The organism is Paracoccus sp. J55, from assembly GCF_000513975.1.
In the GTDB taxonomy this organism is placed as follows: domain Bacteria; phylum Pseudomonadota; class Alphaproteobacteria; order Rhodobacterales; family Rhodobacteraceae; genus Paracoccus.
The window spans coordinates 134291-151933 of record NZ_AZVA01000008.1 but is presented as its reverse complement, the minus strand read 5'-3'; the positions used below and the strand labels follow the sequence as shown (position 1 = coordinate 151933).

17 protein-coding genes are annotated in these 17643 nt (G+C 69.7%); 7 read left to right on the top strand and 10 right to left on the bottom strand.

Features of this window, described 5'->3' with window-relative positions; all coding sequences use genetic code 11:
* Positions 1 to 9: 9 nt before the first annotated feature.
* Together PARJ55_RS0110125 and dld are read right to left on the bottom strand one after the other, a co-directional pair.
* Positions 10 to 1776, bottom strand: a complete 1767-nt coding sequence (locus PARJ55_RS0110125; protein WP_028712932.1) for an L-lactate permease — start codon at positions 1774 to 1776, stop codon at positions 10 to 12.
* Between the two features lie 77 nt (positions 1777 to 1853).
* Positions 1854 to 3563: a D-lactate dehydrogenase gene (gene dld, locus PARJ55_RS0110120; RefSeq protein ID WP_036714001.1), complete on the bottom strand. Its 1710-nt coding sequence runs from the start codon at positions 3561 to 3563 to the stop codon at positions 1854 to 1856.
* A gap of 213 nt (positions 3564 to 3776) precedes the next feature.
* On the opposite strand from dld, the gene PARJ55_RS0110115 reads away from it, so the two are divergent.
* The 5 genes from PARJ55_RS0110115 (at position 3777) to PARJ55_RS0110095 (ending at position 7855) form a co-directional block, all read left to right on the top strand.
* Complete coding sequence (locus tag PARJ55_RS0110115; RefSeq protein ID WP_028712930.1) at positions 3777 to 4550, top strand: FCD domain-containing protein; 774 nt, start codon at positions 3777 to 3779, stop codon at positions 4548 to 4550.
* A 61-nt stretch (positions 4551 to 4611) separates the two neighbouring features.
* Positions 4612 to 4878, top strand: a complete 267-nt coding sequence (locus tag PARJ55_RS0110110) for a hypothetical protein (protein WP_028712929.1) — start codon at positions 4612 to 4614, stop codon at positions 4876 to 4878.
* A 127-nt stretch (positions 4879 to 5005) separates the two neighbouring features.
* On the top strand, positions 5006 to 6382 hold the full coding sequence (locus PARJ55_RS0110105) for a GntP family permease (protein WP_028712928.1): 1377 nt from the start codon (positions 5006 to 5008) through the stop codon (positions 6380 to 6382).
* Positions 6379 to 6894 (top strand): gluconokinase, encoded by a 516-nt coding sequence (locus PARJ55_RS0110100; RefSeq protein ID WP_028712927.1) that lies wholly within the window; start codon positions 6379 to 6381, stop codon positions 6892 to 6894. The genes PARJ55_RS0110105 and PARJ55_RS0110100 overlap by 4 nt, the downstream gene beginning before the upstream one ends.
* A 28-nt stretch (positions 6895 to 6922) precedes the next feature.
* A complete protein-coding gene (locus PARJ55_RS0110095) occupies positions 6923 to 7855 on the top strand; it encodes a pirin family protein (protein ID WP_028712926.1) in 933 nt (310 codons plus the stop codon).
* Positions 7856 to 7944: 89 nt separating this feature from the next.
* On the opposite strand, the gene ilvD is transcribed toward PARJ55_RS0110095, so the two are convergent.
* The 5 genes from ilvD to PARJ55_RS24305 form a co-directional block, all read right to left on the bottom strand.
* Positions 7945 to 9783, bottom strand: coding sequence for a dihydroxy-acid dehydratase (gene ilvD / locus PARJ55_RS0110090; protein ID WP_028712925.1), 1839 nt, complete (start codon positions 9781 to 9783; stop codon positions 7945 to 7947).
* A 106-nt stretch (positions 9784 to 9889) separates the two neighbouring features.
* On the bottom strand, positions 9890 to 10537 hold the full coding sequence (locus PARJ55_RS0110085) for a CDP-alcohol phosphatidyltransferase family protein (protein ID WP_028716509.1): 648 nt from the start codon (positions 10535 to 10537) through the stop codon (positions 9890 to 9892).
* A complete protein-coding gene (locus PARJ55_RS0110080) occupies positions 10534 to 11472 on the bottom strand; it encodes a phosphatidate cytidylyltransferase (protein ID WP_028712923.1) in 939 nt (312 codons plus the stop codon). The genes PARJ55_RS0110085 and PARJ55_RS0110080 overlap by 4 nt, the downstream gene beginning before the upstream one ends.
* Before the next feature lie 3 nt (positions 11473 to 11475).
* The gene (locus PARJ55_RS0110075; protein WP_028712922.1) at positions 11476 to 12108 is read right to left on the bottom strand and encodes a lysophospholipid acyltransferase family protein; all 633 of its coding nucleotides are present in this window, start codon (positions 12106 to 12108) and stop codon (positions 11476 to 11478) included.
* 145 nt (positions 12109 to 12253) lie between these two features.
* Positions 12254 to 12430: a hypothetical protein gene (locus tag PARJ55_RS24305; RefSeq protein WP_198019343.1), complete on the bottom strand. Its 177-nt coding sequence runs from the start codon at positions 12428 to 12430 to the stop codon at positions 12254 to 12256.
* A gap of 230 nt (positions 12431 to 12660) precedes the next feature.
* On the opposite strand from PARJ55_RS24305, the gene PARJ55_RS0110065 reads away from it, so the two are divergent.
* Positions 12661 to 12843 (top strand): DUF3008 family protein, encoded by a 183-nt coding sequence (locus tag PARJ55_RS0110065; protein WP_028712921.1) that lies wholly within the window; start codon positions 12661 to 12663, stop codon positions 12841 to 12843.
* 156 nt (positions 12844 to 12999) lie between these two features.
* Here PARJ55_RS0110065 and fes read toward each other — a convergent pair whose 3' ends face one another.
* The 3 genes from fes to PARJ55_RS0110050 all read right to left on the bottom strand — a co-directional run bounded on the left by fes (position 13000) and on the right by PARJ55_RS0110050 (position 16346).
* Positions 13000 to 14625, bottom strand: a complete 1626-nt coding sequence (gene fes, locus PARJ55_RS0110060; RefSeq protein ID WP_036697505.1) for an enterochelin esterase — start codon at positions 14623 to 14625, stop codon at positions 13000 to 13002.
* 356 nt (positions 14626 to 14981) lie between these two features.
* A complete protein-coding gene (gene speB, locus PARJ55_RS0110055; protein ID WP_028712919.1) occupies positions 14982 to 15938 on the bottom strand; it encodes an agmatinase in 957 nt (318 codons plus the stop codon).
* A gap of 96 nt (positions 15939 to 16034) precedes the next feature.
* Positions 16035 to 16346 (bottom strand): H-NS family nucleoid-associated regulatory protein, encoded by a 312-nt coding sequence (locus tag PARJ55_RS0110050; RefSeq protein WP_028712918.1) that lies wholly within the window; start codon positions 16344 to 16346, stop codon positions 16035 to 16037.
* Positions 16347 to 16414: 68 nt separating this feature from the next.
* Here PARJ55_RS0110050 and PARJ55_RS0110045 point away from each other — a divergent pair, with 68 nt between their 5' ends.
* Entirely contained in the window at positions 16415 to 17608 is a 1194-nt protein-coding gene (locus PARJ55_RS0110045) for a winged helix-turn-helix domain-containing protein (protein WP_036713999.1), read from the top strand.
* Positions 17609 to 17643 lie beyond the last annotated feature (35 nt).

Genomic DNA, 17643 nt, shown 5'->3' with positions numbered 1-17643 from the left:
GGCTTTCCCCTAATTGGTCACGGTGGCCGGCACGGAACCGCGGCTGCGCGACATGAAGAACAGCACCGCGGCGGCCCAGATCGCGGCGGCGGCCCACCACATCAGGTTGCCGGTCAGCAGCGCAAAGCCGATCAGCCCGCCCTGCACCACGTAATAGGCCATGGGGATCAGGGTCTGGCGGATGATCGCGCCCTCGCGGTCGGTCAGGCCGACAGTGGCCGAGGCGGCGACGACGTTATGCACGCAGATCATGTTGCCCGCCGCGCCCCCGATGGCCTGCAGCGCCACCACGGTGCCCGCGCCCGCAGCCCCCAGGCCGATCTGTTCGGCGGTCGAGAACTGGAAGAGCGAGAACATCATGTTGCTGACCGTGTTCGAGCCGGCGACGAAGGCGCCCATGGCCCCGATCAGCGGCGCGAACATCGGCCAGGCATCGCCCACCACCGAGGAGACGCCCTGGGCCAGCACGATGGGCATGCTGGCATAGCTGTCCGAGGCCGAGTTCAGGAACACCTGCACCATCGGCACCGCCAGCAGCAGCGCCGGGGCGGCGGCGATCATGGTCGTGCCCGAGGATTTCAGCGCCCGCCCGTAGTCGCGCCCCGACATGCCATGCAGCACGAAGGTGAACAGCGAAGCCAGGATCAGGATGGTGCCGGGCAGGAACAGCACCTGCACCGAGGCGTTGATGCCCGAGCCGAACAGGTCGCGGAAGGCGATCGTCATCTCGGGCGAGGTGAGCCATGCCTTGATCGGCGCGATCGAGCGGGTGACGACCAGCAGGGCGACGACGAAGACATAGGGCGCCCATGCCTTGGCCAGCGGCATCACCGGCTTGTGGGCGTTGTGATCCTCGAGATCGTCGAGCTTGCCGACCCAGTTGTCGTTCCAGTCGCGGCGCGGCGGGAAGTCGAAGCTTTCCTTCGGGATCAGGAAGCCGCGCTGCGCCGCCGGCACCACGATCAGCAGCCCGATGATGCCGCCCAGCAGCGAGGGGAATTCCGGCCCCAAGGTCGCTGCGATGATGTAATAGGGCACGGTGAAGGCGAGGCCCGCGAACAGCGCGAATTTCCAGATGCGGAAGCCCTCGGCAAAGGAGCGGTTGGCGCCGAAGAAGCGGGTCAACATGCCGACCAGGATCAGCGGGATCAGGAAGCCGATCAGCCCGTGGAGGGTGGCGACCTTGACCGCGATCTCCAGCAGGTAGTCGCCGAAGGCCATCGGGGCGATGGTGGACTCGACGATCTGCTGGTCGGCCAGCCCGGTGCGCACGCCGACCAGGATCGGCGTGCCGACCGCGCCGAAGGACACCGGCGTGCTCTGGATGATCAGCGTCACCATGACGGCGGCCATGGCGGGAAAGCCGATGGCGACCAGCAGCGGCGCGGCGATGGCCGCCGGCGTGCCGAAGCCCGAGGCGCCCTCGATCAGCGAGCCGAAGAGCCAGGCGATGATGATCGCCTGCACCCGCCGGTCGGGCGAGATCGAGGTGAAGCCGGCCCGGATCGAGCGGATGCCGCCGCTTTCCTCCAGCGTGTAGAGCATCAGGATGGCGCCGAACACGATGTAGAGCAGGCTGACGGCGGTGACGACGCCGTTCACCGTGGCGCCCATGACCGTGTTCAGCTGGGTGCCCCAGATCAGCAGGGCGGTGGCGACGGTGACGAGATAGGCCACCAGCATCGAGAACTTGGCCGATTTCGCCAGCACCACCAGCAGCACGAAGACCGTGGCGATGGGCAGCAGGGCCAGGATGAATGTGATTAGTCCAGCCATCTTTCCTCCTCAGATGGGGCGGGCGGTTCCGCCGTTGCGGGTGCGCATTCCTGCGCGGTCGTCTTGGATGGCGCGGCCTAGTGCCAATGCGCGCATTTCGAGGTCTGGCCGATGCCGGGGTTCAGGCTGTTGGTCGGGTCCAGCTGACGATAGAAGCCCGCCAACTCCGGCTTGGCGTGGTAAAGGTGGCCGACATTGTGCTCGGCCGGGTATTCGGCGCCGCGGTCGTCCAGCAGGCGCCACATCTCATGTTCCACGGCCAGGCAGTCCTGGCCCTTCTTCACCACATAGTCCTGGTGGAAGACGTGGCAGAAGAAATGGCCGTAATAGAGCTTCTTCGCGAGCTTCGCGTCCAGGTCTGGCGGCAGGCGCTCGATCCAGTCGCGGTCGTTGCGGCGCAGGGCGATGTCGAGGGCCACGATGTCCTCGACCTCGCGGGCATGGATGGCGCGATAGCGCACGGCGGCGCCGGCCACGGCGAAACGGTGCAGGAAGGCGGCCTTGCCCTCGTCCGGGGTGCATTCGAACATGTCGCCCTGCGCCGAGGGGAAGATGGCTGAGAGATAGTCGCGCGCCTCGGCGATGCCCGTGCCGCCCATGCGCAGCAGCAGGTGGTGCTCGTAGCGGTCGCGGAAGGCGTTCATCCGCTTGGGCAGGTGCTGGGGCGCCAGCGCGGCGATCCCCTGCGCCAGCCGGTCGGAAAGGGTGGCGCCCAGCCCCAGCCGCTCGGTCAGCGCGTCCATGCGCGCCTTGGCGGCGAACAGGGCCGGCATGCGGTCGGTGCCGGCATGGCGGATGAACAGGAAGGTGTCCTTGCCGTATTTCGCCGCCACGTCATAGGCTTCGCGGTGGATGTACTCGCCGGCGATGGGCAGGCTGTCGAAATTCGTCAGGATATGCCGGCGGATCCGGGTCAGCTCGTCGGGGTCGTTGCTGCCGATATAGAAGACCGCCGTGTCCTTTTCGGCCTGGAACGTGTCCAGCCGCACGGCAAAGACCGCGAGCTTGCCGGCGCAGCCCGAGGATTCGTGCAGCCGGCGCGGGTCGGCGTTGAAGCGGGCGGGCGTCGCGGCCTCGATGTCGCGGACATGGTCGGCATATTCGCGGTCCGAGGCCCAGGCGTCGGTGGGCGCAGGCGCAGGCAGGTCGCCCGCCTCGACGCGGGCGAGGATGTCCTCGGGGTCGTCGCCCAGATCAAGGCCAAGGTGGTTGACCAGCGCCACCGAGCCGTCGGCGCGCACCTCGGCGTAAAGGCTCATCTCGGTATAGGCCGGGCCGCGCTGGATCAGCGCGCCGCCGGAATTGTTGCAGATGCCGCCCAGAACCGAGGCGCCGATGCAGCTTGAGCCGATCACCGAATGCGGCTCTCGTCCCAGCGGGCGCAGGCGCTTTTCCAGCGCGTCGAGCGTGGCGCCGGGCAGGCAGAGCACCTGTTCGCCGGCGCCGAGCAGATGGATGCCGCGCAGGCGCATGACCGAGAGCAGCACGATCTCGCGGTCGTAATCCTGGCCCCAGGGGGTCGAGCCGCCGGTCAGCCCAGTATTCGCCGCCTGCAGGATCACCGCGCGGCCCGAGGCGACGGCGGCGTTCAGCACCCGCCACATCTGCACCAGCGAGCCGGGGCGGACCACCGCCGCGACCGGCCCCTCGCCATAGCGGAAGCCGCGGGTATAGCGGCGGGTGGCGCGGTCGGCGGTCAGCACATGCGCCGGCCCCACGATTTCGCGCAGGCGATCCAGCAATGGCCCACGGTCTGCGGCTGCCTCGGCATGGCCGGGTCGCGTCATGGCTTTCCCCTCCCGTCATGGGGGCAGGTTCCGCGCCGCATGGCACGGCATGAGCAGATCGCTTTACCTTCCCCTCTGTCTTGGTAAAATAATTTGACCATTTGGGTCAAGCGGGAAATCGATTGCACCAGATCGGGCGATTCAGCTATCTTTCAAGGCCGGATGCCGCAGGCTAAAGCCCTGAAATCCCGGCAGCCCCCGAAGGAGTCGAGCATGGCCAGCGAAGTGAACAAGGGTCCCCCCGCCGCGGAAACCACCGCCCGGCATATCGAGGACCTGATTCTCGAAGGCTCGCTGCGTCCCGGCGACCCGCTGCTGCCCGAGCGCGAGATGGCGCTGCGCCTGAACGTCTCGCGCCCGACTTTGCGCCAGGGCATCCGCATGCTGGAGGAGAAGGGGCTGATCGTCGCCGATCCGGCCGGCGGGCGGCGTGTGGCGGCGCTGGCCACCAGCATCACCGATCCGCTGGTCGAGCTGATGGCCTCGCGCGGGGAGGTGGTGGACGATTATCTGGAACTGCGCGGCACGCTGGAGGGCATGGCGGCAAGCCTGGCCGCGACCCGGGCCAATGACGTGGACCGCGCGACGCTGGCCCGCTGCATGGAGCGCATCGACCTGGCCCATGACGAGGCCGATCCCCGCCACGAGGCCGAGGCCGATGTCGACCTGCATATCGCGGTCTACGAGGCCAGCCACAACATCGTGCTGCTGCAGATCATGCGGGCGCTGTCGGGCATGCTGCGCAAGGGCGTGTTCCACAACCGCGAAAAGCTTTATGCCCGGCCCGAGGTGCGCGACGTGCTGCGCGCCCAGCACCGCGCCATCCATGACGCGATCATGGCCCGCGACCCCGAGGCGGCGGCCCGCGCCGCCCAGGATCACATGAGCTATACCAAGCGCGTCCGCGCCGAGATCATGGCCGCCGAGGCGCGGCTGGAAATCTCGTTGCGCCGCATCGAGGGCGGCAGCCTGACCGCGCGCAACTGAACGGGTTTGCCGGTTCCGGCTTCTGTGCCATCATGATTCCCAACAACCGCAGGGAGATGGCATGGACAGGATGGACAGGCTGGCCGCCCGGATCGACGGCATCGAGGGCCGGATGATCGCGCATCGCCGCACGCTTGAGAGGCTGCTGGACCTTTCGCCCGAAAGCGTCCGGGCCGAGATGCTGCGATGGCTGGAAGATCGCGAGGTGATGCTGGACGGGCAGGAAGATCCCGGCGTGGTTTCCGGCCCCGAGGCGGCGCTGGAGCTGGCCCTGTCGGACGAGATGCGCCTGCTGCACGACCATCTGGCCAGCGCGGCGCGGCGCTAGCGAAGCCTCTTAACCTTTCGTCCGGCACGTGTTAACGCTAACAACCCAAAGCTGCCGCGAACCCCCGGAGGAGGCGCGGCAGCACCAGATCGCAGGCTGACCCAAACCATTCCGCTGGAGGAGTTTCATGAATTCTGTCGAGCCCGCTTACAGCACGGCCATGCTGTTGTTCATCGCCCTGGCGGCGGTGCTTGTCCTGCTGGTCCTGATCATGCGGTTCCGGCTGCATGCCTTTGTCTCGCTGGTGCTGGTCAGCCTGATGACCGCCATGGTCGCGGGCATTCCCCTGGCCGACGTGATCCCGACGCTGCTGCAGGGCTTCGGCTCGACCCTGGCCACGGTGGCCCTGCTGGTGGGCTTTGGCGCCATGATCGGGCGGCTGCTGGAGATCACCGGCGGCGCGCAGGTGCTGGCGGACCGGCTGATCGGCCAGTTCGGCGCCGAGCGCGCACCCTTTGCGCTGGGCGTGGCCTCGCTGCTGTTCGGCTTTCCGATCTTCTTCGATGCCGGGCTGGTGGTGATGCTGCCGATCATCTTCAGCGTAGCCTATCGCTTCGGCGGCTCGGTGCTGCTTTACGCGCTGCCGGCGGCGGGGGCCTTCGCGGCCATGCATGCGCTGCTGCCGCCGCATCCGGGGCCGGTGGCGGCGGGCGACCTGCTGGGGGCCGATATCGGCCTGCTGGTGCTGGTCGGGCTGGTCGTCGCGCTGCCGACCTGGTTCTTCGGCAGCTATCTGTTCGGGCTTTGGGCTGGGCGGCGCTTCGTGCTGCCGATCCCGCAGATCCTGGGCGCGGTCGACGACAGCAGCCATGACCGCATCCCGCCAAGCTTCGGCACCGTCATGCTGGTGCTGCTGCTGCCGCTGGTGCTGATCTTCCTGAACACCGGGCTGGGGACGCTGGCGACGGCCGGGGTGGTGGATGGCGGTGCGGGCTGGGTCACGATCCTGCGGCTGATCGGGCAGACGCCCATCGCGCTGCTCATCACCGTGCTGGTCGCCATGGCGCTGCTGGGCCGGGGCCGCGGCGCGGCCGAGATCGAGAAGATCATGGACGGCGCGCTGGCGCCGATCTGCGCCATCATCCTGGTCACCGGCGCGGGCGGCATGTTCGGCGGCGTGCTGCGCGCCAGCGGCATCGGCGAGGCGCTGGCCTCCAGCCTCGACGCGGTGGGCATGCCGCTGATCGTCGCGGCCTTCGTCATCTCGATGGCCCTGCGGGTGGCGCAGGGCTCGGCCACGGTGGCGCTGACCACCACCGCCGGGCTGATCGCGCCCACGGTGGCGGCGACCACGGGGCTTTCCGAATTCGACCGCTGCTTCCTGGTGGTGGCCATCGCCGGCGGCGCCACGGTGCTGAGCCATTTCAACGATTCCGGCTTCTGGCTGGTCGGGCGGTTCCTGGAGATGGACGAAAAGACCACGCTGAAGACCTGGACGGTGATGGAGACGCTGCTGGGCAGCATCGCCTTCGGCTTCGCGCTGATCGGCTGGTGGCTGCTGTGAAGGGCGCGGTGCAGCATATCGTGGTGATGGGCGTCTCGGGCTGCGGGAAAAGCACCACGGGCGAGGCGCTGGCCCGGCATCTGGGCTGGCCCTTCGTCGAGGGCGACAGCTTCCACCCCGAGGCCAATGTCGCCAAGATGCGCGCCGGCATTCCGCTGGACGACGACGACCGCGCGCCCTGGCTGCGGGCGCTGGCCGCCGAGATCGCCCGCAACGAGGCGCGTGGCCAGTCCTCGGTCATGGGCTGCTCGTCGCTGAAGCGGGCCTATCGCGACATCCTGCGCGAGGGGGCGCCGGTCGTGCGCTTCCTGCACGTGCATGGCACGCGCGCGCTGCTGGAAAGCCGGCTCTCGCATCGCGCGGGGCATTTCTTTCCCGCCAAGCTGCTGGATTCGCAGCTGGCGACGCTGGAGCCGCTGGCCGCCGACGAGGACGGCGTGGTGGTCGACATGGCCCTGTCGGTCGAGGATCAGCTGCGCGAGGCGCTGCGCCTGCTGGAACTGGACGGCTGAAGCGCGGCAGGAAGAAGGAGAGGCCGCAATGAGCTGGAATCCCGCCCTGACCCCCGGTTGCCCCGATGCGGCCGGCATGGACCAGATCGAGACGCTGATCATCCCGCGGGCCCGCGACATCGGCGGCTTCGAGGTGCGCCGGGCCCTGCCCGCGCCGAAGCGGCAGATGGTCGGGCCGTTCATCTTCTTCGACCAGGCCGGGCCGGCCGAGTTCCTGACCGGGCAGGGCATCGACATCCGCCCGCATCCGCATATCGGGCTGGGCACGGTGACCTATCTCTATCGCGGCGATTTCCATCACCGCGACAGCATCGGCAGCGATCAGGTGATCCTGCCCGGCGCGGTCAACTGGATGGTGGCGGGCCGGGGCGTGACCCATTCCGAGCGCACCTCGGCCGCGGGCCGCGCCGGGCCGCACGGGCTGTTCGGCATCCAGACCTGGATCGCCCTGCCCGAGGATCGCGAGGACATGGCGCCGATCTTCGAGCATCACGGCAAGGAGGCGCTGCCCGAGATCGAGGCCGAGGGCGTGCATGCCAGGCTGATCCTGGGCCATGCCTATGGCGAGCGGGCGCCGGCGACGCTGTATTCCGAGACCTTCTATCTGGACGTGACGCTGGCGCCCGGCGCGCGCTTTCCGCTGCCCGACGATCACGAGGATCGCGGGCTCTACATCACCCAGGGCTCGGTCGGCATCGCCGGGCAGGAATTCGAATCCGGGCGGATGATGGTGTTCCGCCCCGGCGACCGCATCACCGTCGCCGCCGGGCCGCGGGGCGCGCGGCTGATGGCGCTGGGGGGCGCGACGCTGAACGGGCCGCGCTTCATCTGGTGGAACTTCGTCGCCTCGTCGCGCGAGCGCATCGAACATGCCAAGGAACAATGGCGCGCCGCGAATTGGGGGCAGGGGCTGTTCGACCTGCCGCCCACCGACCGCGACGAACATATCCCGCTGCCCTGAAGCCGGTCCCCCGGGCGGATCGGCGCCCGCCCTGCGCGAGGGGCTCGGGCAGCATGGACCCGAGAACGGCGCTGCCGGGGCAGCCGTCCTCAGTCGGGCAGGATGCGCACCGCGCCCTTGTCGGCCGAGGCGGCGAATTGCGCATAGACCTTGAGCGCCGCCGAGACCTGGCGCTGGCGCGGCTGCGCGGGCTTCCAGCCCTTGGCGTCCTGCTCGGTGCGGCGCGCGGCCAACTCGTCCTCGGGCACCGCCAGCCGGATCGAGCGGTTGGGGATGTCGATCTCGATCAGGTCGCCGTCGCGCACCAGGCCGATGGTGCCGCCGGCCGCCGCCTCGGGGCTGACATGGCCGATGGAAAGGCCCGAGGTGCCGCCCGAGAAACGCCCGTCGGTGATGAGCGCGCAGGCCTTGCCCAGCCCTTTCGATTTCAGGTAGCTGGTCGGATACAGCATCTCCTGCATGCCCGGCCCGCCCTTGGGGCCTTCGTAGCGGATGACCACCACGTCGCCGGCCTCGACCTTGCCGGTCAGGATGCCGGACACCGCGGCGTCCTGGCTTTCATAGACCTTGGCACGGCCGGAAAACACCAGGATCGATTCGTCCACGCCGGCGGTCTTCACGATGCAGCCGTCCAGCGCGATATTGCCCTTCAGCACCGCCAGCCCGCCATCCTTGGAGAACGGCGCCTTGGCCGAGCGGATCACGCCCTTCTCGCGGTCGAGGTCCAGGTCGGGCCAGAGCGTCGCCTGGCTGAAGGCGACCTGCGTCGGCACGCCGCCCGGCGCGGCCAGGAACAGTTCTCGCGCAGCTGGGTCGTTGCTGCGGGCGATGTCCCATTGGTCGATGGCGGCGCCGATGGTGGGGGCATGCACGGTCGGGCAGTCGCGGTCGATCAGCCCGGCGCGGTCGAGTTCCCCAAGGATCGCCATGATGCCGCCGGCGCGGTGGACGTCTTCCATATGCACGTTGGCGGTGTTCGGCGCGACCTTGCAGAGGCAGGGCACCTTGCGCGACAGCGCGTCGATGTCGTCCATGGTGAAATCGACCCCGCCCTCCTGCGCGATGGCCAGGAGGTGCAGCACGGTATTGGTCGAGCCGCCCATGGCGATGTCCAGCGACATGGCGTTCCGGAACGCCGCCTTGCTGGCGATGGCGCGCGGCAGGACCGAAGCGTCGTCCTGTTCGTAATGGCGGCGCGTCACCTCGACGATGCGGCGGCCGGCTTCCAGGAACAGGTTCTTGCGCAAGGCATGGGTGGCCAGCGTCGAGCCGTTGCCGGGCAGCGACAGGCCAAGGGCTTCGGACAGGCAGTTCATGGAATTGGCGGTGAACATGCCCGAGCAGGAGCCGCAGGTCGGGCAGGCGGCCTCTTCGATGGCGGCAAGGTCCGCGTCCGAGACCTTGTCGTCGGCGGCCGCGACCATGGCGTCCACCAGGTCCAGCGAGACCTTGCGCCCGTCGCCCAGCGTGACCTTGCCCGCCTCCATCGGCCCGCCCGAGACGAAGATCGCCGGGATGTTCAGCCGCATCGCCGCCATCAGCATGCCCGGCGTGATCTTGTCGCAGTTCGAGATGCAGACCATGGCGTCGGCGCAATGGGCATTCACCATGTATTCGACCGAGTCGGCGATCAGCTCGCGCGAGGGCAGGGAATACAGCATCCCGTCATGGCCCATGGCGATGCCGTCGTCGACCGCGATGGTGTTGAATTCCTTGGCGATGCCGCCCGCCGCCTCGACCTCGCGCGCGACCATCTGGCCCAGGTCCTTCAGATGCACATGGCCCGGCACGAACTGCGTGAAGCTGTTCACGATGGCGATGATGGGCTTGCCGAAATCGCTGTTCTTCACCCCGGTCGCACGCCAGAGGCCACGGGCCCCCGCCATGTTGCGGCCGTGGGTGGTGGTGCGGGAACGGTATGCGGGCATGGCTGGGTTCTCTGTCGTCTGATTGTCCGTGCTGAGCGGCCAGTATCACGAAGGAATTGGCGAGGTTACCCCATATCACGCTGGACGGCGGCGACCACCCCCGATTTCACGCCCCGCCGGCCAGCCCGCACAGGATGCGCTGGCTGCGGCGGATGATCGTCGCCACCGTCAGCGCCAGCACCAGCCCCAGCGCCCAGGCCAGCACCGGCCAGCCCGCGCCGGCGATCCAGGCGCCGGTCTGCGCCAGCGCGCCCAGCGTCACGGCGGCCATGCGGTGCGCCTTGGCCCCCGGGCCCGAGAAATCCGAGCCGAGCCCCGAGGCGCGGCCGAATTCGCGCAGATATGCGGTCAGGATCGCCAGCGCCCCGGCCAGCAGCCCCAGCGCCGGCCAGCCCGCCGCCAGGCCGAAGCCGGCAAGGATCATCAGGTCCGAGAGCCGGTCCGGCACCTCGTTCCAGAAGGCGCCGTCCGGCGTGCCCATGCCGCCCTCGACCGCCACCAGCCCGTCGAAGAGGTTGCAGAGCAGCCGCAGCTGGCAGAAGGCCGCGCCCAGCACCAGCAGAAGCCCCGCCGCCCAGCCGGGCCCGACCAGCGCGGACAGGGCGAAGGCCCCGCCCGACAGCGCCGCTGCCAGCACAGAGCCGGCCGAGATGCGGTTCGGGGCCACGCCCTTCTCGACCAGCCGCCGGGTGACATGGGCGGCCCATTTCGTGTTGCGGCTGGCGATCGGCCGCCTGCTGAAATCCTCGGTCACATCCACCCCCATGCCAGAATGTGCAGAAAGATCGGGGCCGAGAACACCAGGCTGTCCAGCCGGTCGAGGATGCCCCCATGCCCCTGCACCAGCGTGCCCCAGTCCTTGACGCCGCGGTCGCGCTTGATCGCCGACATGATCAGCCCGCCGAAGAAGCCGAAGGTGGTCACGGTCAACGCGATCAGCCCCGCCTCCCACCAGCGGAACGGGGTGAAGGGCGTCAGCGCCACACCCAGCGCGCTGGCGCTGAGCACGCCGCCGACCAGCCCCTCGACCGTCTTCGAGGGCGAGACGCGCGGCGCGAGCAGGTGCCGGCCGATGCTCTTGCCCCAGACATATTGCAGCACGTCCGAAGCCTGCACCACCAGGATCAGCCAGGCGACCAGCGTGAAGGCGCTGTAGCGATAGTCGGGAATATCCAGCGTCAGGATCGCCGGGATATGCGAGACGCAATAGACGCAGACCATCAGCCCCCATTGCGTCTCTGACACCCGAGTCAGGAAGCCCTGCACCTCGCCCTTGAACACGGTCACGACCGGCAAGAGCAGGAAGCTGTAGACCGGGATCAGCAGCGCGGCAAAGACCGGCACGTGGAAATAGACCAGCAGGTATTGCAGCGGCAGGATCAGGTAGAAGGCGATGGCCAGCCCGTCATGGTCGTCGCGCCGGGTGTGGGTGATGGTGGCGAATTCGCGCAGCGCCGCCATCGAGCAGAGCGCGAAGAACAGCGTGATCGCCCCGGCGCCCAGGGTGAAGATCAGCGCCAGCACGCCGATCATCACCCACCAGGCGCGGATGCGGTCGGCGAGGTTCTGCGCCGTCGGTCCGGCGACGCGCCCCGAGCGGATCAGCATCCGCGCCACCAGCGAGGCCAGGATCAGGAAGGCGAAGAGCCCGTAGAAGAAGAAGGCCGAGGGGGAATGAAAACGGTCCATGGATCAGCCTTTCGCCTCGGCCAGCGCCAGCATCGCGGCGGCGAGGCGTTGCAGGAAATCCTCGCGGCTCTCGCCGGTCTCGACCCGCATCGGGCTGCCGAAGCGCACGGCGCAGTTCAGCGGCACCGGCAGGAAGGCGCCCTTGGGCAGGATGCGGTCGAGGTTCAGGATCCAGGCCGGCACGATCTCGGCCTCGGGGACGGCGCGGGCCAGGTGGTAGATGCCGGATTTCAGCGGCAGCAGCCGGGCGTCGGTCAGGTTGCGCGTGCCCTCGGGAAAGAAGATCACGTCCTCGCCGCCGCGCAGCACCTGGGCCACGGTCTCGACGGGATCGGCGCGGCGGCTGGCGGGGTCGCGGTCGATCAGCACGGCGCGGAACACCTGATGGGCGATCCAGCGGCGGATGGCCGAGCGTTCCCAGTAATCGGCGCCGGCGACGGGGCGGGTGCGCAGCCGGTGCGGCTTCGGCAGCGCCGACCACAGCGCCACGAAATCGGCATGGCTGACATGGTTCGCGACCAGGATGCGCGGCGCGCCGCCCGGCGGCGGCAGGTCGATGGCGCGCAGGCTGATGAGGATGCGCGCGGTCGCAACCAGGCCCGCGCGGGTCAGTCTTGCCGGTATCTTTGCCGTCATTCAGTCCCTCGTCCGCCTGTCCTTGCGGTTTCTCGCATGAAATCGCGGCAGGGCGGAAGGGGCGCTGATGCGCTTTCCGCCGCCACGGCAGGGTGGCCCAGGGGCCTGCGAGCGGTGCGCGCCCGCGACGCTCAGCCGGCCTGCGTCATTCCAGCCAAAGATCCCGCAGCAGCGATTGCGCGAGATGGTCCACCGAGCCGCCGTCGATCCGCACGCATCTTTCGTGCCCTGCGTAGGAAACCCGGATCGTGTCGCCGACGACCTCGTATTCGCCGGAAACCAGCGCGCCCTTGCGGCCTGTAAGGGTGACCGTGCGTTTCATTTGCCTGTCCCTTCCTCCTTCCATACCAGCACCTTGCGCGCTTGCGCCGAGTCGCGGAAGTTCGCCTTTGAGACAGGTGCGCCGCCTGTGTGCCAGAGGTCACACCCCCGCCCGGACCCGAATCCCCTGTCTCAGCGCGGTGCGGCGGGAACATGACGGGCCGCGGGCGGTTTCTTTCGCGGAAGGCTTCGGGCCATTTCCGAAGCCGCGGCAATCCGGAGGACGAGACCATGCCTGCCAAGTCCAAGGCGCAGCAGAAGGCGGCCGGCGCGGCCCTTGCCGCCAAGCGCGGCGAGACCAGCAAAAGCGAACTGCGCGACGCCTCGCGGGATATGTATGAATCGATGAGCGAAAAGCAGCTGGAGGAGCTGGCTGCCACCAAGCGCAAGGGCAAGCCCGAACACAAGGGCTGACCCCCGCCGCGGCGCGGGCAAGGGCTGCATCCGGGGCCGGCGTCACGTCCCGGGAAGATCGCCGCGCGAACCCGGGCGTGCGGGAAGGGCGTTGCCCGGATGACGCGCGCCCTTCCGGCCGGTCCTGACCCTTCGCCTTGGAAGCTTGCCTGCCGCCTAGCGCGCGCCGAACAGCGCGATCAGCCCGTCCGCCAGCGCGCCGCGCCAGACCAGATAATCGTGCCCGCCGGCATATTCGCGCCAGTCGACCGCATAGCCCTTGAGCAGCAGGATGTCGCGCAGGCTGCGCGAGGTCTGCAGGATGCCGTCTCCGCCATGGCGCGAGGTCTCGAAACTGCCGGCGCTGAGGAAGAAGCGGATCGGCAGGCGCTCGCGCGCGGCGAATTCGGCCGCGACATGCGGCGTGCCGTCGCTGGCCGAGCCCTGCGGCGCCCACCAGAACGAGCCCGACATGGACAGGGCATTGCCGAAACGGTCGGACCGGCGCAGCGCGACGGTGGCGGCGGCCAGCCCGCCATAGCTGGCCCCGGCCAGCACGGTGCGGGCCGGGTCGGGGGTGATGCCGGTCTCGACCGCGATCAGCGGCAGCAGCTCATCGGCCAGCGCGTCGGCGAAGGCGTCGTTGCCGGGCAGCTCGCGCGCCCGGGTCATGCCGTCGATCGAGGGGATCAGCACCGCCAGCACCGGCGGCAGCCGGCCCTGCCGCGTCAGCGTGTCCAGCATCTGCGGCGCCTGCATCTCGGCCAGCGCCCGCTCGCCGTCGAAGATCAGCGCCAGCACCAGACGCGGATCGGCGGGGTCGAAATCGCGCGGATGCGCGATCAGCAGCTCGCGGCTGTTGCCCAGGGTCGGGCTGTCGAAGACGACCCGCCGCATGGCCGGATCGGCCTCGGGCGCGGGCGGGGTGCCTGGCTGCGGCGGCGCTTGCGGCAGGGTAAGCGTCGCGTGCTGGTTGAAGCGGTCGGGCGCCTCTGCGGGCCAGGGATGGCGGTTCAGCGGGTCCATCTGCGCCGTGGCCAGGATGGCCATGCGCCGCGCCCGGGCATTGCCGGGCAGGTCGGGCACGTCGGGCGCCAGCTTGTAGGACAGCCGGGTCGCGCGCGGCACGCGGAAGCTCTTGAACCAGACGTCGCTGTCGCCCAGCCGGTCGAGCCAGTCGTGATCGCTCGACGGGCCGCCGAACAGCCGGACATTGCGCTGCGCCCCGCGCCACAGAAAGGTCAGGACGACCTCGCCGGCCTCGGCCTCCTCGACCAGCGGCGTGCCCTCGGCCGCGACGGCGCGCCAGAACCCGGCCGTGTCGCCGCCCTGGGCCAGCGTCTCGGCCAGCGCCGCCATGCGCGGGCTGAGATAGTCCGGCGCCGGCGGCTGCAGGTCGGCGGGGGCGACCAGCTGGTCCAGCGCCACCCGGGTTTCGCCGGCCCCCGACAGGCGCAGGATCATCGCCTCGCCCTCGCTCATCGCCTGGAAGCGGATGGCGCCGCGGTCCTGCTGCGCCAGCTGGCGGAAATGCGCGCCCTCTGCGGTCAGCAGCGCGGCATCGACCGGCTGCGCCCCGGCCTCGATCCGGCCGGCCAGATAGCTGCCGGGCGGGGCCTCGATGCGCAGCTGCACCGGCCTGGCCGGGTCGAGCCGCAGCGCCAGGCTTTCGCCCGCCGCCAGCCGGTCCTGCGCCGCGGCGGGCAGGGCGGGGGCCAGCAGAAGCGCCAGCGCCGCGGCCAGGATGCGGTGCGGCAGGGCGCGCAGAAGGATGTCGCGGCAAGCGCCGTGTTTTCCGATCATGTCACCGTCATGGTTTGCGCGGACTGGCTGGACGGAATCGTGGCGCCGCATTCCCGAGTAAAATCGCAGGTTTCCCTATAGAGCCGCCGGGCCGCCGAGGAAAGCCCCGCGGACAGCCCGCCGGGATCGGCGCCGGGGCGGGGGAGGCGCAGGAAAAAGCCCCGCTCCGGCAGGGAACGGGGCGGGCCTTGGCCTGCGGTCAAGGATTTGGTGACGAAATGCGGAACGGGTAACAAGGAACTCGTCAACCTTGAAATGCCGCCGCCTTACCCTGCGCGCGGGCGGCGGTCTGTGCGCCGGCGCACAATGGCGCGGGAAAACGGCGGAAATCGGACCCGGACCGACGCGCGGCGGTCCTAGGCGCCGCCCGCCAGCACGCAGAGCAGCTCGAACAGCATTGTCGCGCCGGTCAGCGCGGTGATGCCGCCGACATCGAAGGGCGGCGAGACCTCGACCACATCGGCGCCGACGATCTTCAGCCCGGCCAGCCCGCGCAGCATGGCCTGCGCCTCACGGGTGGTGAAGCCGCCGATCTCGGGCGTGCCGGTGCCGGGCGCCATGGAAGGGTCGATGCCGTCGATGTCGAAGGTCACATAGGCGGGCGCATCGCCCATCAGCGCGCGGACCTCGGCCATCACCTCCTCGGGGCCGCGGCGGGCGAATTCCTCGATATAGACGATGCGCACCCCTTGGTCCTGCGCCCAGCGATGCTCGTCGGCGGCGTAGATCGAGCCGCGGATGCCGATCTGCACCACGCGCCGGGGGTCCAGGATGCCCTCCTCGATGGCGCGGCGGAAGGGCGTGCCATGGGTATAGGGATTGTCGCCGAAATAGCGGTCGTTGGTGTCGGAATGGGCGTCGAACTGCACCAGGCCCAAGGGCCCGCGCCCGGGATCGGCCTTGCGAAGCGCCCGCAGCACCGGCAGCGTCGTCAGGTGATCGCCCCCCACGGCAAGCGGCAGCGCGCCGGCGGCGCAGATCGCGGCGATGCCTTCCTCGATCTGCCGCAGCGCCGCCATCAGGTCGATGGGCTGCACGATCAGGTCGCCGATATCGGCCACCGCCAGCCGCTCATAGGGGGCGATGCCGGTGGCGTGGTGGACGCGGCGCATCAGGCTGGACTGGTTGCGCACCTCGCGCGGGCCGTGGCGGGCCCCGGCGCGATTGGTGGTGCCGCCGTCCCAGGGGATGCCGACGATGGCGACGTCAAGCCCCCGGGCGCTGTCGGCGGCGGGCAGCCGCATGAAGGTGGAATGCCCGGCGAAGCGCGGGATGCGCTCGGCGTCGACGGGCTGGGGCAGGGTCTTCGGCATGACGGTTCCGCGGCTGCTGGCAAGGGTGCCCTGGGGCTGTCGCCAACATTCGCCGCCCGCGCCGCGATTCGCAAACCCCCGCCGCGCCCGGCCGGTTCAGATCGCGAAATCCTCGAGCGTCTTGCCGGCGGCCAGGGCTTCGGCGATCCAGCCCGGCTTGCGGCCGCGGCCGCTCCAGGTCAGCTCGGGGTTTTCCGGATGGGCGTATTTCGGCACCGCCGCAGGCCGGCTTGCGGCCGCCGCGACCAGATCGGCCAGCGAAAAGCCGAACTGCTTCGCGGCCTCTTCGGCCTTGGCCCGCGCCTCGGCCTTGCGGCGGGCCTCGAAACCCTCGATCGCCTTTTCGACATCCTTGCGCAGCTGCTTCAGCTCGGCCAGCGACAGCGCATTCAGGTCGGGATTGGTCATTGTCTGTCCCCCTTGATGTGGCAAACCTGTATTTCACAAACCGTCCGAGGATGAAACAGATCCCGCAAATGCCCCATTTCCTGAAAAACCGCGATGCGCGCCGGCTGTTTCTGGACCGTCACCTGCTGCTGCGACCCGGTTCGGGCGCGGGCCGGGGCGCGGATCTGGAAGCCGTGCTCAATGGCCTGGGCTTCGCGCAGGTGGACAGCGTGAACACCCTGGCCCGCGCGCATGACCTGATCCTGTGGTCGCGGCGCGGGCGCTACCGGCCCCCGGCGCTGGAGGGGTTGATCGCCCGCCACCGCGCCGCCTTCGAGCACTGGACCCATGACGCGGCCGTGATCCCGATGCGCTTCTATCCGATGTGGCGGCTGAAATTCGCCCGGGACGAGGCGCATATGCAGCGCCGCTGGCCGAAATGGCGGCGCGAGGGCTGGGACGCGGAATTCGACAGCGTGCTGCGCCATATCGCCGATCACGGCCCGGCCAGTTCCTCGGATCTGGGCGGAGAGGAGCCCAGGGGCTCGGGCGGCTGGTGGGACTGGCATCCGTCCAAGACGGCGCTGGAATATCTGTGGCGCTCGGGCCGGCTGGCGATCCGCCACCGTTCGGGCTTCCGCAAGGTCTACGACCTGGCCGAGCGGGTGATCCCGGCCGAGCATCTGGCGAGGCGGCTCGACGATGCCGAGATCGTCGACTGGGCGCTGGCGGCGGCGCTGGAGCGGCTGGGCTTTGCCACCAGCGGCGAGCTGGCCGCCTTCTTCGCCATCGCCACGCCGGACGAGGCGAAGCGGTGGTGCGCCGAGGCGCTGGCGGCGGGCCGGATCGTGGAAATCGACGTGGAAATGGCCGATGGCGCGATCCGGCGCAGCTATTCCAGCCCGGCGCTGCTGGATCTGGTCCCCGCGCTGCCCGAGCCGTCCTCGCGCATCCGGCTGCTTTCGCCCTTCGATCCGGCCCTGCGCGACCGGGCGCGGGCCGAGCGGCTGTTCGGCTTCCGCTACCGCATCGAGATCTTCGTGCCCGCCGGGCGGCGGCAATACGGCTATTACGTCTTTCCGGTCCTGCAGGGCGACCGGCTGATCGGGCGGCTGGACGCCCGGCGCGAGGAGGGCGCGCTGGCCGTCCGCGCCTTCTGGCCCGAGCCGGGGCTGCGCATGGGCCAGGGCCGCATCGCGGGGCTGGCCGCCGAACTGCGGCGCATCGCGCCGCTGGCCGGGGTGCAAGACATCCGCCATGCGCCGGACTGGCTGCGCGGATAGCGCGCCCGGCGCGCGGTCGGGGCGGCTGCAAAGTC